The following is a 15,864-nucleotide window of genomic DNA, read 5'->3' as shown; positions in this document are numbered from 1 at the left end:
TTTATGTTTCGAATTATATCTAGATTTAAGTATATTCGATAAACGCAATACACTAGTTCAGAAAATTTTATATGAGATCCATACATGTACTCATTCCACTCCTCTCGTGTCAGGTTTTCATTGGCTGTGGACAACCGAATGTGGCTTCACCAAAAGCCCAAGTGCTCGACTCGGTCGCTGCGGATCTAGCGAGAACGGACGGAAGCCAGTTTATTAACCCCGCTGGGATGACGGTCAAATCACGCATTTTATTGCCGGAAGGCTTTAAAAGAGCAAACTACCGGACTGAAGAATTTGGAAATTTCCTTGAAAATCTTCCATTGTACCCCATCGACAGGGAGGTACATTATTACAATGGAAAAATTAAACCTAGAAATAACATCTACAACAGTGTTGTAAAGCTGGACATCGGAAAGCGCGATTTACACCAATGCGCGGATGCTGTCATGCGACTCAGGGCAGATTACTTATACCAACAAAAGCGGTACAAGGATATCAAATTCAACTTCCTTTCAGACGGTAAACCCCGTACATTTACAAACTACGCAAAAGGAGATTACGCCTACCCAACCTATTGGAAATATTTGGAATATATTTTTGCCTATGCAAATACGGCTTCACTACATGATGAGCTGCCCCGTGTAAAAACGACTCAAGAAGTTAAGATTGGAGATACTTTTATCCAAAAAGGATCTCCTATTGGCCATGCAATCATTGTAGTTGATCTGGCCAAGGACAGCACTGGAAAAACAATTGTACTACTCGCACAAAGCTACATGCCAGCCCAAGAAATACAAATTTTAAACAATTGGAACAACAGCAAGCTTAGTCCTTGGTACGATATTGACCAAGATATTATAAAAACCCCTGAATGGACATTTTATCCTAAAAACCTTAAAACCTGGGAGTAGTCCACTGTGAACAAGACTGCCGTTAAAATCGACCGGATGATTGTCCGTACAAGCAGTAAAAAATAATAAAAGATATTTTTGTCTTTTATTATAATTCTCTATTTTTGTAAACGATAGTCATTTGCAAATGAACCCTATCAAGGTTATAAGATTCCTCGCAGCGAGTGGATTTTTTCATTTTTTATTCTGATCAAATAAAAGATAAAAAGGTATTTAAATATTTTATTATGATTACTGAAGCACAAAAAGAGTTAATCAAAGGTACTGTACCGGTTTTAAACGAACATGGTGTAGCGCTGACCAGTGATTTTTTTAAACGTATGTTTGACCACAATCCGGAGCTTAAACATGTCTTCAATATGGGAAACCAACAAAATGCGCGACAACAAACGGCTTTGGCTACAGCAGTATTAGCCTATGCGGAGCATATTGAGAATCCAGCAGTCCTTCTTTCGGCAGTGAAACATATCGGACAAAAACACAGTAGCCTCAATATTCGTCCGGAGCATTATCAGATTGTTGGGAAGCATTTATTGGCGTCCATTCAGGAAGTATTGGGGGCTGCTGCCACAGAAGAACTGATTGAAGCCTGGGAAGTTGCCTATTTTCAGCTAGCAGATCTGATGGTCGGAGTCGAAAAGGATATGTATAATCAGATGATCCAGAGCGACGGCGGATGGACGGGCTGGAAGCCATTCACCATTATAAAAGTGGTAGCCGAGACCGATGAGATTCAGTCTATTTATCTCAAGCCAACAGATCAAGGAAGACTTCCAAAACACGAGGCAGGCCAGTATGTAAGTGTACGTGTATTTCTTCCCGAATTACACCTTTATCAACCCAGACAATATAGTCTTTCCGATGCGAGTAACGGCGAATACCTCCGGATTTCGGTAAAAAGAGAAGCCGCGGAAGGAAAACCTGAGGGTATGGTGAGTAATTATATACATCAATACGTTGAGGTTGGAAAACAACTGGAACTCACAGCACCAACAGGCTCCTTTCAATTGGTCGAAAGTGACAAACCACATGTATTTATCAGTGGCGGCGTTGGTCAGACCCCATTGATGGCCATGTTAGAGCATCTAGCGGACAAGAAAGAAGACAAACCGATCACTTGGATCCATGGTTGCCGCAACCCTGATCTACATGCGTTTAAAGAAAGAGTAAAAACATTGGAGAGCCAACATCAAAACATGACTAGCTTTTCTTTCTATGACGAAGCGCAGGGTATGGACACTGACGCTCTTGAGGGTTGGGTTGATCTCGCTAAAATAGATGCTTCTTATCTTCCACAGGAGGCAAACTATTACCTGTGTGGCCCTGCAGGATTTATCAAAAAGCACTTCCAATATTTAACCCATCAGGGCATCAACGCTGAGAACATTCATTTTGAAGAATTTGGTCCGGCATCTTTGCAACTAAATTAATTGCACTGCCCTATTTCATGAAATAGTCATCCCTAATTTTTAATCGTTGCGGATGGCTATTTTTGATTTTGTACATTTGCAAAAAGCAAAAAAGAGATTATGGGTATTTTTTCTAAAACATGTGAATATGGACTAAGGGCAGTTTTTTTTATTGCACAAAGCTCCCAAGAAAATAAACGCGTGAGCATAAAAGAAATAGCAGAGAGTATCCATTCTCCAGAGGCTTTTCTAGGCAAGATACTACAGAATCTAAGCCGAGCAGGTATCATTCGATCCATGAAGGGACCTGGCGGGGGGTTTTACCTCGACAGCGGAGATATGTCCACACCACTATCCGAGGTCGTTAAAGCAATCGACGGTGAAAGTCTATTTGTCGGCTGCGGCATGGGGCTTGAATTCTGCTCCGAACAATATCCCTGTCCCTTGCATCATGAGTTCAAAAGCATACGCAATAACCTTTCAGAAATGCTTCAAAAAACAACAGTCGGCCAATTCAATGATGATCTTATCAAGGGAAAAATCCTATTAACGAAAAGCCATATCGAACCCGATAAAACCAGGACAAATTCCTCAGATTAATAGGCCAAATCTTCCGCTTCTTCCTGCTATTTTCCAGCTGTGCCCCTTTACAAAAAGTAAAGAAGTGCGCATAAATTCCATTTTTCAATATATAAATATTAAATCCATATAACACACAATAAACACCTGAAAGATAGGTTTATAAAAAAAAAATAAAAATGTAAAAAAAAGAATTTTAGACATCTTAACATTCGTTTCCACAGAAGACCTAAAATCGCCCTAAATTCGACCTTTTAGGGTGAAACTACGCTTATAGGAAAACCGATCTGGCAGAGGCTCGACCGCCTCGATATAACCTGTTGTAAATAATGCTCATTTCCTAATTAAACAGTCCTATTGAGCGCAGCAATCAGGCATCTATTTAACCGATCACTGGGCAATAATTGCCCTCTTTGCATAGCTTTCCTTTGGGTTAAATTTAAAAAATGAGGATTATTCTCTGACTACAACACCATCTTTTCGTATTTTTACTGGAAGAATCATACTATTAAAAATAATAGCATTATAAACTCTAATTAACAATAAATTATGTAATTTATATAAACAAAAAAAATAACATTAAATAACACCATTAACGGGCTATTTTAAATAAAAAAAGGTGTGGATAAAATTTTATCCACACCTTTTTCTTACTCAAGTACAGCCACAATGTGAAGAACCATACAGCCCCGGTTTACACAAAAGTCAAACAGGTAAATATCGTTGTATCTTCGCGCTTGATTTATGCAGGCTAAAAATAACATGTGCGACAAGACATATGTCAATGATAACCGCAGACAAAAAAGGCCTCGAAACAAATGGGCGCCTGAGCAGGGTTCAATTGACCAGCGTAAGCCCCACTTGCGCACCCCGTCTCATGAACGCAAGCAAACACGCGATATAACAAGCTTTTTATGCGATATAAGAGAATATCTATCCATAACCAACCAAATACATATAATCTTTACAAAATCGCTTAAAACGGATAATAACATCTTTCCCGCCTAACTATGGGTAAACCTTAAAAACACAGCTGCCGAAGTACCCATGAGGAGTACTTGACTTGCAGTCGACGGGACACTCTATTTCTATATCACCATTCTGAGTCATGCTATCCAATTCTACCCCCCTCTTAATCGATTTAAGATAACAACTTTCTGCAAAACACCACATTCACCTCTACAAAAAAAGAAGAGCACAGTGGGGCTTAAAACGACTCAAACAACATCTTATCTGCGCTAGAACTTTATGGACCCAGTAAAAAACTTCAGGAGTTGAAGGGTCGCAAATTCATAAAAAAAATGAGAATAAAAACCTTTAAAATAAATAAGTAAAATGGATTATATAAAGCTATACATCATAAAAAAACTACCCTAGACCGTTAAAATCAAATTCGGAAAGAACATAACAAACGCTTTTATTATCTTTAAATTTTTCAAAAAGACCATGAATAAAGACACCTTAGTGAGATCATTCTTAAAAGCAGAACGGATAAAGATGAAGAAAGCCCGTAATGTCATTATTGGAATTTTCTTGGTTATGTTTGCTTTTTGTTACGGTTTTTTCTTATTTGCCTTTTTTTCGAAATGGTCAGCCAGTGAAGATAAGCTCTCGTTTTTCTATAAGTCACTCCCTACCCTATCTGTTCTTTTTATTTATTTAGGTTTTGCGTTCGGTATATTGTGCTGGATGGCTTACATTAAAAATCAAAAATTCATCAATGCGCTACAGCGACTAAACGATCATGATATAGCAGTCTACCAGGAGTACAATAGACGACTCATGCACTTTTTTGCCGTTGCCGCTCCTTATCTTTTTTGTGAAAATGAGATTTTATTCTTTCCGTTGATCGGAAACAAACGGATCGCTATTCATCAAATCCATCGTATTGAAACAAAAATTATCAGAAATTACCGGGGACCTAACAGCTATCGTATCTATTTCTACAATGAATTCAAAAAAATTCATCAGGTTACCATGAATCAAAAAGGAGCTTTTGAGTTTTTACAGGAAGAGCTTTGGAAGAAAAAACCGGATTTGGTTATTTTAGCAAGAAATCATTAATAAAAAGGTTTTACGGATACTGTCGAAAAAAGTACAAAGAAGCAATGCTACCTCAAAGTCAATATCGGATTTTAATCCAGCCAACAGCGAATCGATGACCTTCTCACTAAACACACGATACGAACAAATCTATAACCTTCTAGCGAAGAACATTCATACGGTTGTTAAGGACGCCTAAGCTGAGCCTATCAATCCTTTATTCTTTTTCCAACAAAGCTACTCTTGAATATACGAGCCATATTTTCCTGATTCCGCAACTTCTTTGATCACTTGATTGCGCTCCTCGAGAAAGCATCGCATATAGCGCGTTAAAAAAAGCCATTCTGCAAATCTCCCCAAAACTCCGAGCGGCGCCTTGAAATTAAATATATCACGCATGACTACTTTTCCATTTTCAAGTTGCTTGAAAATGTGCTTGTGATCCATGGTATGAAATACCCCCTGGGTCATTTGATCTTCAAAAAAATGAGGCTTTTCCATCGCCGTTATCTGCACGGTCAATGTTTGCGTAATGCCGAGATGTCTTGCGAGCCACCGAACCTTTTGTCCTGCTTCGATCAAACCCGTCGTCACTCCATCAATCGCTTTCTCCCTTGTTTTCTTTGTCGAATACATATGCAAATCAATACTACGCGCCAGGTCAAAAACAACAGGCAAAGGAGCCTCTATAACTGTATCTAAAATAAGCTGCGGCATAATATACGCTTAAAAATTTTCACACGAATTTCGTAAAATTCGGTAACTTCTTTAGGATTCAGCATTAGAATTTTATAAATTGAGTGTATTCTATCCAAACAGCAACATAGACAATAAGCATGATAACACTCCTTCCATTCGAAAGATCAGATTTCCCCCTTTTTAAATCCTGGATTGGATCAGCAGAGGAACTATTGCAATTTGCAGGACCTTATTTTTCGTTTCCTCTTAGCGATCAGCAACTTGAACAATATATACAAAACCCAAAGCGCCGCGCTTTTAAAATAACAGATACAACAACCACAGAAACTATTGGTCACTGTGAATTAAACTTCGAACGAGACATCCCAAGACTCTGCCGCATTTTGATTGCAAAAAGTTCCGAACGAAATAAAGGCTATGGCAAAAGCACCATAAATGCACTGCTAAAACTACTTTTCATCGAAGGAAACTATGATATAGCTGATCTAAACGTTTATGACTGGAACTACAATGCAATTCGGTGCTATGAAACCGTAGGCTTCCGGATCAACGAAAATATTATTTCAACAGTAGCAATTGGAGATGAAACCTGGAAAAGCCTCAATATGCAAATCAATAAATCAACATGGAAAGCTAATTTAGCGCGATGAAAAACAAGCGAAAATTAAAGCATATCACCCTATACTTACTTATTATGGGTACATTGATCGGTTTTTATAGCTGGAAAATCGAGCCGCATTGGGTAAAATATGAACAGATCGATCTACCTATAAAACATTTACCCGAGGTATTGAACGGAAAATCATTGGTCCAGATTTCTGACATCCACATCGGAAACTATGTGGATAAAGATTTTATAAAAAGAACCTTCCGAGAAATCGCAGCATTAAAACCGGATATCATTGTGTACACCGGCGATTTTGTACGGCTCGTTAATCATAAAATACCCTTAGCTGAGCTTGATAAAGTCATGCAAGTTGCACCAAAAGGCAAACTTCAGACATTGGCGATCCTAGGAAATCATGATTATGGAACGAATTTTAGGGACAGTGCTGCAGCAGACTCAATCGTGAGCCTACTCAAAGGATATAACATCAGCGTATTGAGAAATGAAAGTGTAACAATTCATGGGTTAAGAATATTCGGCATAGATGACCTTTGGGGAACGAATTTTAACCCTATCAAAGCTATGAAGGAGTATAACCAATCGCAAGCCAGTTTGGTCTTATGCCATAATCCAGATGCCGCAGACCTCAATGTCTGGAATGGTTACACTGGCTGGATTCTGGCAGGACATACGCACGCGGGTCAGATACGAATTCCATTTTGGGGCTCCCCGATCATACCTGTACGAAACAAAAAATATGATCAAGGAATAAAAAAAATAAGCGGAAACAGAATATTATATATCAATCGAGGACTGGGACACAGTATTCCTATCAGATTCAACGCCAGACCCGAGGTTACAATTTTCACCTTGAAAAAGGAATCACAAAATGAAATCCATTAGGTTCGATCCAACCTTTTAAAGAAGGTATGGATAAAATGCGGTATAAATAGTTTGCCTATAATCGTCTAAAGGATCTATTCCTTGCTGTCTACCCAAAACAGCATAGCTTGAACTCCAAAAATCCGAAACGATGAAAAGCTGACGCACAAAGCTTTTTAAATTCGACAATGGAATATCTCGACGGAACATAAATCAAAAACCGTCAATTTAAAGCATAAAAAAACCTTTGTTTGACGCCAACCACGATGATATCAAACAAAGGAGCTTATGATCAACACCTGACATGCCAAGTGTTTTCTTTCGTGCTAATATTCAATCAAAACCTCGGTTACTTGCGCACCTTGTTTTGCACTTTTGAATTTAAACTTCACCTTTTGGTTGAGGTTTAATTTCTGACCGACGAGACGATCATTGAAATATATTGATTGCTGCGTTTCGTTGTCCCTAATAAAACCGTAATTGGACTCGGTATTATAATGAACAACCTTTCCAAAAGAATAGTCTTCTTGAGGAGAAGCGTTATATGTCGGAGTTTCACCTTCTTTCAATTTTACCGGCGGTTTGTCTGAGATATTTCCGTATTCATCAACATAGGCAAACAATTCTTCTAATGACTTTCCCTTGTCATTGTTTGTTTTGTTGAATTCTTTTTTCTCATTTTTTTGTTGCTTTTTAAGTAGCTTCTTTTTTTCTCGTTCTTTTTTGTTAAATGTAATTTGGCTTTTGCTCATTCAATATGGATTAAAATAAAATGTTCCCGAAGAGGTTACGGACCTTTAGAGCTTCATTGAAAAGATAAAAATGCGAGGTATACTAAGGAGATATTTACAAAGATAAGAAAAATTCTTCAGAAAATGTCTATTAAGCGTTTGTATTCATGCTGATATCAACTTAGCGTGAGTTCATCGTTATTGATTTTAAGCTCGATCTATAGGTAATAGTTTTATGCGTATGTTTTTGTGAACGCCCCTAGAGCATACGATAGTTTGACTAGCGGTGAGTTTAACCTTCAACTGTGAATAAGAGCCTATACTCTCGCATCCTTTCGCAAATAGATAAACCCAATTGCAATACTAAAATTGAGAAATTCCATAAAACAAAAAGATCATTTAGACGTTACTTTTAAAAAAAACTATGGAAATAAGAAACATCGAAAGGGACGAAAGAGGCAATTTTATTGCAGAAGTTGAAAATAATGAAGCCGGAATTTTAGAGTATACCTGGCAAAACGATCATGAGTTCTCCATTGATCATACAGAAGTCTACGACGAGTATCAGGGAATGAGTGTGGGAAAAAAATTGGTACTGGAGGCTGTTGACTACGCCCGAAAGAATGACGCCAAAATTATCCCAAATTGTCCCTATGCGAAAGCTATCTTCGATAAAACAATAGCTTTTCAAGATGTATTGGCATAAAAAAGCCGTTTTATCCTATCGATAAAACGGCTTTTTATACTGTATTGAGTGGATTAAATGACGATATTGATTATTTTTCCTTTGACAAAAATAATCTTTTTGATCGCCTTCCCATCTAAATGCCGTTGTACATCAGCATGGGCTTTAATCGTATCTTCAACTACTTTTTGATCTAAATCAAGTGCCAATGACAGATTAAATTTCATCTTACCATTGAAAGACACCGGATAAGCAAATTCCGATTCAACTAAATATTCTGGTTTAAATACAGGATATGAAGCGTAAGATAGTGTACCAGCTTCATTACCCAACAGCGCCCACAACTCTTCCGTAATATGTGGTGCATAAGGCTGAAGAATAATGACAAGCTGTTCCAATATTTGCCTTTTATTGCATTTCAACTCGGTCAATTCATTGACGCAGATCATAAAGGCTGAAACTGAAGTATTGAATGAAAAACGCTCAATATCATCTTCCACCTTTTTGATAATTTTATGTAAGGCCTTAAACTCTGCTTTGGATGGATCTTCATCGGAAACAGTGAAACTACCCTCAGCATCGTGGAACAGTCGCCATACTTTACGTAAAAACTTATAAACCCCTTCAATCCCATTTGTATTCCAAGGCTTAGCTTGCTCCAAAGGCCCCAAAAACATTTCATATAGTCGTAATGTATCTGCTCCATAGGATTCGATAATATCGTCCGGATTGACCACATTGAATTTGGATTTTGACATTTTCTCCACTTCGCTGCCGCAGATATACTTACCATTTTCCAACACAAATTCGGCATTGGCAAAGTCAGGTCTGAAAGCTTTGAATTTTTCCAAATCCAACTGATCATTATAGACTATATTTACATCGACATGTAATGGAATTGTTTTATATTCGTTTCTCAACCCATAGGATACAAATTGATTTGTACCTCTACCCTCTTCATCCAACACACGATACACAAAATTAGAGCGCCCTTGAATCATGCCCTGATTAATCAATTTGCGGAATGGCTCTTCCTCATTTTGGAAGCCCAAATCTTTCAAAAACTTGTTCCAAAAACGCGAATATAACAAGTGTCCAGTAGCATGCTCAGAGCCACCGATGTATAAATCTACGGCTTTCCAATAATCCACTGCTTCTTTAGACGCAAAATTACCTTCATTTTTTGGATCCATATATCTAAACCAATACCATGAAGAGCCCGCCCATCCTGGCATCGTACTCAATTCATACTCATATTGATCTTCATATTTCCAATCTTTTGCCCTTCCTAAAGGAGGTTCTCCTGATTCTGTCGGTAAATATTTATCAACTTCGGGCAATAAGAGCGGTAATTCTTCTTCTTTAATTAAATAAGGTAATCCATTTTTAAAGTAGACGGGAACGGGTTCTCCCCAATAGCGCTGACGACCAAAAATAGCGTCACGCATACGGAAGTTTATTTTTGCTTTACCTAATTTTAATTCTTCCAATTTGGCAATCAACGCAGGGACCGCCTCTTGGTAAGTCATACCATTGATAAAATCGGAATTGATATATTTCCCGTCTTTATTAGGATCAGCTTCTTCTTCAATATGTTGGGTATCCGAAATAGGAATAATAGGAAGAGCAAAATGTTTAGCAAACACATAGTCACGTTGATCGCCACTCGGAACAGCCATTACAGCACCTGTACCATAACCGGCAAGTACATAATCTGCAATCCAAATTTGTACATCTTGTCCTGAAACAGGATGTTTAGCATAAGAACCTGTAAAAGCACCAGAAACTGTTTTCGTATCGGCCATACGATCCAATTCAGATTTTTTCGCCGTTTTCTCGATATAGGCATCCACTTCAGCTTGCTGCTCAGGTGTAGTCAATGCAGCCACCAATTCATGCTCTGGAGCCAATACGATAAACGAAACGCCAAATAGGGTATCTACACGTGTAGTGAATACCTCTATGTTTGTATTTAATTGTGGCACGGGAAATTTCACGGAGGCACCTACAGATTTCCCGATCCAGTTCCGTTGCATTTCAACCAAAGGCTCTGGCCAATCAATTGTATCTAAACCTTTCAACAAACGATCCGCATAGGCCGTAATACGCATAGACCACTGCATCATCTTCTTTTGCTCCACAGGATAACCGCCACGTTCAGAGACACCGTTGATTACCTCGTCGTTCGCTAACACTGTACCTAAAGCGGCACACCAGTTTACTGTACTTTCACGCAAATAAGCAATCCGATATTTCAACAATTCCCGTTGTTGTTTTTCTTCGTCAAAAGATTTCCATTCATCAGCGCTGAATTCCAAGACATCTTCATCGGAAACTGCTAAAATGCCAGCAGAGCCACTTGCAACAAACCTAGCGATTAATGTTTCGATCGGTTCAGCTTTATCTGACTCTTTATTATACCAAGAATCAAACAATCTCATAAAAATCCACTGTGTCCATTTGTAGTATGACGGATCAGAAGTACGTACTTCTCTACTCCAGTCATAAGAGAACCCAATGTTATCCATTTGCTCACGATAACGATTGATATTTACCTCAGTCGTAACAGCAGGATGCTGACCAGTTTGAATGGCATATTGCTCTGCAGGAAGTCCAAAAGAATCATATCCCATCGGATGCAATACATTGAAACCTTTCAAACGTTTATATCTTGAAAAGATGTCCGAAGCAATATATCCCAGCGGGTGACCAACGTGCAGCCCCGCTCCGGAAGGATAAGGAAACATATCCAATACATAGTATTTTGGCTTTTGATGCGTATCGGACGTTTTATACGTTTGATGATCCGCCCAAAATTTTTGCCACTTTTTCTCTAATGATTTGTGATTATACTCCATTTTTATTCGTAAGGAATTTTTATGACTTGCGAAATTACGATTTTAATACTGAAATGTGATAAAAGTTTTGTAGTTTGAACAATAAATTATAGTATTGAAAAGTTAATTAAACATAGGAAGAAAACAGCGTTCGAATAGATTTTATCAAAGTAATTACAAGATTAATTCGAAATCTTCCACTCAAATAGTTACTTTCGCAAATAAATTTTTGCTTATTATGTCAGAATACGAATTAAGCACACAAAAAAGAAAAACAAAATCTGTATATGTATCTACGGTTATCAGTATCGCTCTCGTGTTGCTGGTAACAGGTATGTTGGGGTTACTCTTGGTGCACGCTAAAAATCTTTCGAAATACGTTAAGGAAAATATCGTCTTAAATGTCATCGTAAATGATGGCACAAGTGAAGGTGATGTCCTTTCACTACAAAAAGACCTTGAAAAAGATCCTTACGTACTTCGCACCGAATATATCAGTAAAGAATTGGCTGCAAAAAACTTGAAAGAAGATCTTGGTGAAGATTTCGTACAATATCTGGGGCATAACCCACTATTGCCTTCTTTAGATGTTTACATGAAAGAGAATTATGCCAATACAGATAGCATTAAAACTTTTATTGAAAAGATTTCCAAAAACAATAAAATTAAAGAAGTTGTATACCAAGAGTCATTAATTGACATGGTCAACAAAAACGTACGCATCATCGGAATGATTGTTCTTGCTTTTGCGGTTATCTTACTGATTATCGCCGTAGCTTTAATCAATAATACGATACGTCTTGCGATCTATTCGCAGCGTTTCTTAATTAAAAGTATGCAATTGATTGGGGCGACTAAAAACTTTATTCGTAAACCATTTATAACATATGGCATCATTCATGGTTTATTGGGATCTTTGATCGCGATTTTACTGCTCATTCTAACGCTGAAATTTGCACAACAGCAAATACCGGAACTGGTTTTTTTACGCAACTGGTTTGAATTTGCAGTGATCTTTTTAGGCGTAATCCTGATTGGAATTCTCATTTCGGGACTTAGCACCTATTTCGCAGTAACAAAATATTTAAAGGCACAATCTAACGATTTATACAGATAAAAATGGCTCAAATAAAGAAATCTACTGAATCAGTCAATAAAGGTTCATTTGTATTCTCCAAAGTAAATTACCAACTGTTTATAGCGAGCTTAGCTATTGTAGTCATTGGCTTTACATTGATGTCTGGTGAAACTGACATTTATAGTTTTACCAAGATCACCTTGGCCCCTATTGTTGTTGTTCTTGGGTTTGCGATCGGATTCGCGGCAATCCTATATCGTCCGAAAAACAAATCAAATTAAAGCGTAATCTTACCTCAAACAGATGTCTATTATTGAAGCTATCATCCTTGCTATCATTGAAGGATTAACGGAGTTTTTGCCTGTGTCTTCGACAGGTCATATGATCATTGCTACTGCCCTAATGGGTATTCAACCATCGGCTTTTGTCAAATTATTTACAATTGTCATCCAGTTAGGAACGATATTATCCGTATTGGTGTTATACTACAAGCGTTTCTTTAAAACACTATCATTTTACTACAAATTGATCATTGCAGCTATCCCCGCCTCTGTGTTGGGCTTGTTATTCAACGATTATATTGATGCATTACTGGAGAGTCCATTAATGGTCGCCGTGATGTTGGTCGTCGGCGGTCTCGTTTTACTTTTTGTTGACAAGTGGTTCAACAAACCAACTGTTGAAGATTCGGACAAGGTTTCCTACAAACAAGCTTTTATGATCGGGGTATACCAATGTCTTGCATTAATTCCGGGTACCTCAAGATCTGCAAGCACAATTATTGGTGGTATGGCCGAGAAACTAACACGTAAAGCTGCTGCGGAATTCTCCTTTTTCCTTGCTTTGCCTATGATGTTTGGCGCTTCTGCCGTAAAGCTTTTAAAGTTCTTTAAAGAAGGTAACACCTTCACGGGAGAAGAACTTAATTTGCTTATTATCGGAAATCTAATTGGTTTCGTTGTTGCAATCGTCGCCATTAAGTCTTTTATCGGCTTTTTAACCAAATATGGTTTTAAAGCATTTGGTTGGTACCGAATCATCGTTGGTGTAATTATTCTTGCCCTCCTACTTTCGGGTCATAGTTTACAAATTATCTAAAATCTTTGGATGGAAAATATAGAGGTTAGTGAAAACTCAGCAAAGTTCAACTTTGCTGAAGGAGAAATGTTGTTGATCGATAAACCTTTAACATGGACAAGTTTTGACGTTGTTGGTAAAGTTAGAAACTCAATCAAGCCATTAAAATTAAAAGTCGGTCATGCAGGGACTTTAGATCCACTGGCAACGGGGCTACTCATTGTATGCACTGGAAAACTAACAAAAAAAATAGACAGCTACCAAGCTGAGGACAAAGAATACACGGGTTCGATCACCTTAGGAGCGACGACGCCTTCTTACGATCTGGAAACAGAAATTGACCAAACCTTTTCAATCGATCACATCACGGAGGACATGATCTTCGAAGCAGCAAAATCCTTTGAAGGCGATATTCAGCAATTTCCCCCCGCCCATTCAGCCATAAAAATTAATGGCGAACGTGTCTATGAAAAGGCCCGTCGTGGCGAGGAGGTTGAAATAAAGTCCCGCCAGGTACGTATCAATAGCTTTATCATTGAAAGAATCGAGCTCCCCAACGTATATTTTCGTATATCCTGTTCAAAAGGAACTTACATCAGATCGTTGGCCTACGATTTTGGAAAATTCTTACAGAGTGGATCACATCTGAGTTCCTTGCGACGCACCAAAAGTGGAGATTATCGCGTAGAAAATGCTTGGAACCTTGAACAACTTATCGCTGAAATAAAACGTCATAAAGAAATCATTAAATAACTTTACCGTCCCATTTTATTGATTCTTTATCTTATTTTTGCAAAAACTCCTATAAATGAAAATCTACAGAAGTTTAGATGATTTCTCACCAGTTGAAAATGCAGTTGTAACCATCGGTACTTTCGATGGAGTTCATATTGGCCATCAAAAAATATTGGCTCACCTAAAGGAAGCAGCTCATAAAATTAATGGTGAGACAATTTTGCTTACTTTTTTTCCACATCCACGATTGATTATCAATCCAGACGATGATAGTTTACGCCTGATCAACGATATCGAAGAAAAGGTCAGTCAATTAAGCAAAGTAGGAATTGACCACTTAATTATCATTCCTTTTTCCCGTGATTTTTCCAATCAGACTCCGGAAGAATATATTAGCAATGTTCTTGTTGGCAAATTGGGCACAAAAAAGATTGTGATAGGCTATGATCACCATTTTGGCAAAGATCGAAAGGGTTCGATGGGCGATTTGGAGCAGTTTGCATCTATATTTGACTACAGCGTTGACGAAATTCCGGAGCAAGACATCAATGATATTGCAGTGTCCTCCACGCGCGTACGTGAAGCGCTTATAAAAGGCGATATAAGAACGGCTAATCTCTATTTAGGTTATCCTTTTGAATTAACGGGAACGGTGATTAGAGGCGACCAAATTGGTCGTACCATCGGATTTCCAACAGCCAACCTTCAGGTTCACGAACCTCATAAACTAATACCAGCCTATGGTATTTATGCTGTTGAGGTATACATCTATAATCATATCCAAAACATCACTACGGGAGAGTATAAAGAGGAAAGTCCAGTATCCATCGCGAAAGGCATGGGCTATATAGGAACCAGGCCCACTGTCGATGGCATGAATCGGGCTATTGAAATCAGCCTATTCGATTTCGATCAGGATATTTATGGCAAGACACTCCGCGTAAAGTTCCTTCATTTTATCCGACACGATGAACGATTTGACTCACTTGAAGAAATGAAAGCTCAGATCAAAGCAGACGAAGTCGAAATCAGAAGTCTTATTGGTTAGAACAAGTCTGTTAGCTATAAAACAAAAAAGCGGGAATTCCCGCTTTTTTGTTTTATAGCTATTTTTTCTCTTCCTTGCAAAAGAAGATATTATTTAATAAACGCCTCTATACCCAATCTGTAGCTATCCAGGCCAAAACCACAGATCACCCCTCTACAATTCTTTGCGAGGAACGAATGATGACGAAATTCCTCTCTTTGATGGACATTGCTTATGTGAACTTCAATAACAGGTGTTGTGATTGCTGCGATTGCATCCCCAATCGCAACTGAAGTGTGAGTATACGCTCCGGCATTCAACACAATTCCATCAAATTCAAAACCGACTTCGTGTATCTTATCGATTAATCCTCCTTCAGAATTGCTTTGAAAATAGGCTAATTCCACTGTTTCAAATTGTTGTTTTAGTTCTTCAAAATAGCTCAGGAAGTCCTGGCTACCATAAATTGATTTCTCCCTTACACCCAACAAATTTAAATTTGGGCCATTCAGTACGAGGATTTTTTTCATTGGAATAACATTAGTTTTGTGCTGGTCCATTGGC

At 38.1% G+C, this 15,864-nt stretch carries 16 protein-coding genes; 12 read left to right on the top strand and 4 right to left on the bottom strand.

Features of this window, described 5'->3' with window-relative positions:
* Nucleotides 1–71: 71 nt before the first annotated feature.
* The 4 genes from B3297_RS07680 to B3297_RS07665 all read left to right on the top strand — a co-directional run bounded on the left by B3297_RS07680 (nt 72) and on the right by B3297_RS07665 (nt 4,963).
* Entirely contained in the window at nt 72–911 is an 840-nt protein-coding gene (locus tag B3297_RS07680; RefSeq protein ID WP_070565569.1) for a DUF4846 domain-containing protein, read from the top strand.
* Between the two features lie 227 nt (nt 912–1,138).
* Nucleotides 1,139–2,341 carry an NO-inducible flavohemoprotein gene (gene hmpA, locus B3297_RS07675; RefSeq protein ID WP_286778713.1) on the top strand — a complete coding sequence of 401 codons (1,203 nt, stop codon included), beginning with the start codon at nt 1,139–1,141 and terminating at the stop codon, nt 2,339–2,341.
* 99 nt (nt 2,342–2,440) lie between these two features.
* Nucleotides 2,441–2,920, top strand: coding sequence for an RrF2 family transcriptional regulator (locus B3297_RS07670; RefSeq protein WP_070565571.1), 480 nt, complete (start codon nt 2,441–2,443; stop codon nt 2,918–2,920).
* A gap of 1,425 nt (nt 2,921–4,345) precedes the next feature.
* Nucleotides 4,346–4,963: a hypothetical protein gene (locus B3297_RS07665; RefSeq protein ID WP_286778712.1), complete on the top strand. Its 618-nt coding sequence runs from the start codon at nt 4,346–4,348 to the stop codon at nt 4,961–4,963.
* Between the two features lie 216 nt (nt 4,964–5,179).
* Here B3297_RS07665 and B3297_RS07660 read toward each other — a convergent pair whose 3' ends face one another.
* Nucleotides 5,180–5,659: an SRPBCC family protein gene (locus B3297_RS07660; RefSeq protein WP_070565575.1), complete on the bottom strand. Its 480-nt coding sequence runs from the start codon at nt 5,657–5,659 to the stop codon at nt 5,180–5,182.
* Nucleotides 5,660–5,778: 119 nt separating this feature from the next.
* Between B3297_RS07660 and B3297_RS07655 the strand changes: the two genes are divergently transcribed.
* Complete coding sequence (locus tag B3297_RS07655) at nt 5,779–6,291, top strand: GNAT family N-acetyltransferase (protein ID WP_070565577.1); 513 nt, start codon at nt 5,779–5,781, stop codon at nt 6,289–6,291.
* Nucleotides 6,288–7,151 (top strand): metallophosphoesterase, encoded by an 864-nt coding sequence (locus B3297_RS07650; RefSeq protein WP_070565579.1) that lies wholly within the window; start codon nt 6,288–6,290, stop codon nt 7,149–7,151. Before B3297_RS07655 ends, B3297_RS07650 begins: the two co-directional genes overlap by 4 nt.
* A gap of 305 nt (nt 7,152–7,456) precedes the next feature.
* On the opposite strand, the gene B3297_RS07645 is transcribed toward B3297_RS07650, so the two are convergent.
* Nucleotides 7,457–7,882, bottom strand: coding sequence for a cold-shock protein (locus tag B3297_RS07645; protein ID WP_070565580.1), 426 nt, complete (start codon nt 7,880–7,882; stop codon nt 7,457–7,459).
* Between the two features lie 403 nt (nt 7,883–8,285).
* On the opposite strand from B3297_RS07645, the gene B3297_RS07640 reads away from it, so the two are divergent.
* The gene (locus B3297_RS07640) at nt 8,286–8,567 is read left to right on the top strand and encodes a GNAT family N-acetyltransferase (RefSeq protein ID WP_070565582.1); all 282 of its coding nucleotides are present in this window, start codon (nt 8,286–8,288) and stop codon (nt 8,565–8,567) included.
* 53 nt (nt 8,568–8,620) lie between these two features.
* Here B3297_RS07640 and leuS read toward each other — a convergent pair whose 3' ends face one another.
* Complete coding sequence (gene leuS, locus B3297_RS07635) at nt 8,621–11,404, bottom strand: leucine--tRNA ligase (protein ID WP_286778711.1); 2,784 nt, start codon at nt 11,402–11,404, stop codon at nt 8,621–8,623.
* 217 nt (nt 11,405–11,621) lie between these two features.
* Between leuS and B3297_RS07630 the strand changes: the two genes are divergently transcribed.
* Genes B3297_RS07630 through B3297_RS07610 form a run of 5 tightly spaced genes read left to right on the top strand, consistent with a single transcriptional unit; the run spans nt 11,622 to nt 15,321 of the window.
* Nucleotides 11,622–12,500, top strand: coding sequence for a cell division protein FtsX (locus B3297_RS07630; RefSeq protein WP_046674489.1), 879 nt, complete (start codon nt 11,622–11,624; stop codon nt 12,498–12,500).
* A 2-nt stretch (nt 12,501–12,502) separates the two neighbouring features.
* A complete protein-coding gene (locus tag B3297_RS07625; RefSeq protein WP_046674488.1) occupies nt 12,503–12,742 on the top strand; it encodes a DUF3098 domain-containing protein in 240 nt (79 codons plus the stop codon).
* Between the two features lie 22 nt (nt 12,743–12,764).
* Nucleotides 12,765–13,559, top strand: a complete 795-nt coding sequence (locus B3297_RS07620; protein ID WP_070565586.1) for an undecaprenyl-diphosphate phosphatase — start codon at nt 12,765–12,767, stop codon at nt 13,557–13,559.
* 9 nt (nt 13,560–13,568) lie between these two features.
* Nucleotides 13,569–14,291 carry a tRNA pseudouridine(55) synthase TruB gene (gene truB, locus B3297_RS07615; RefSeq protein WP_070565588.1) on the top strand — a complete coding sequence of 241 codons (723 nt, stop codon included), beginning with the start codon at nt 13,569–13,571 and terminating at the stop codon, nt 14,289–14,291.
* Between the two features lie 55 nt (nt 14,292–14,346).
* On the top strand, nt 14,347–15,321 hold the full coding sequence (locus B3297_RS07610) for a bifunctional riboflavin kinase/FAD synthetase (RefSeq protein ID WP_070565590.1): 975 nt from the start codon (nt 14,347–14,349) through the stop codon (nt 15,319–15,321).
* A gap of 89 nt (nt 15,322–15,410) precedes the next feature.
* On the opposite strand, the gene aroQ is transcribed toward B3297_RS07610, so the two are convergent.
* A complete protein-coding gene (gene aroQ, locus B3297_RS07605) occupies nt 15,411–15,830 on the bottom strand; it encodes a type II 3-dehydroquinate dehydratase (protein WP_070565703.1) in 420 nt (139 codons plus the stop codon).
* Nucleotides 15,831–15,864 lie beyond the last annotated feature (34 nt).

The organism is Sphingobacterium sp. UBA3519, assembly GCF_002377215.1.
Taxonomy (GTDB): Bacteria; Bacteroidota; Bacteroidia; order Sphingobacteriales; family Sphingobacteriaceae; genus Sphingobacterium; species Sphingobacterium multivorum.
The sequence above is the reverse complement of the archived record's forward strand: the minus strand, read 5'-3'. Positions and strand labels throughout refer to the sequence as shown.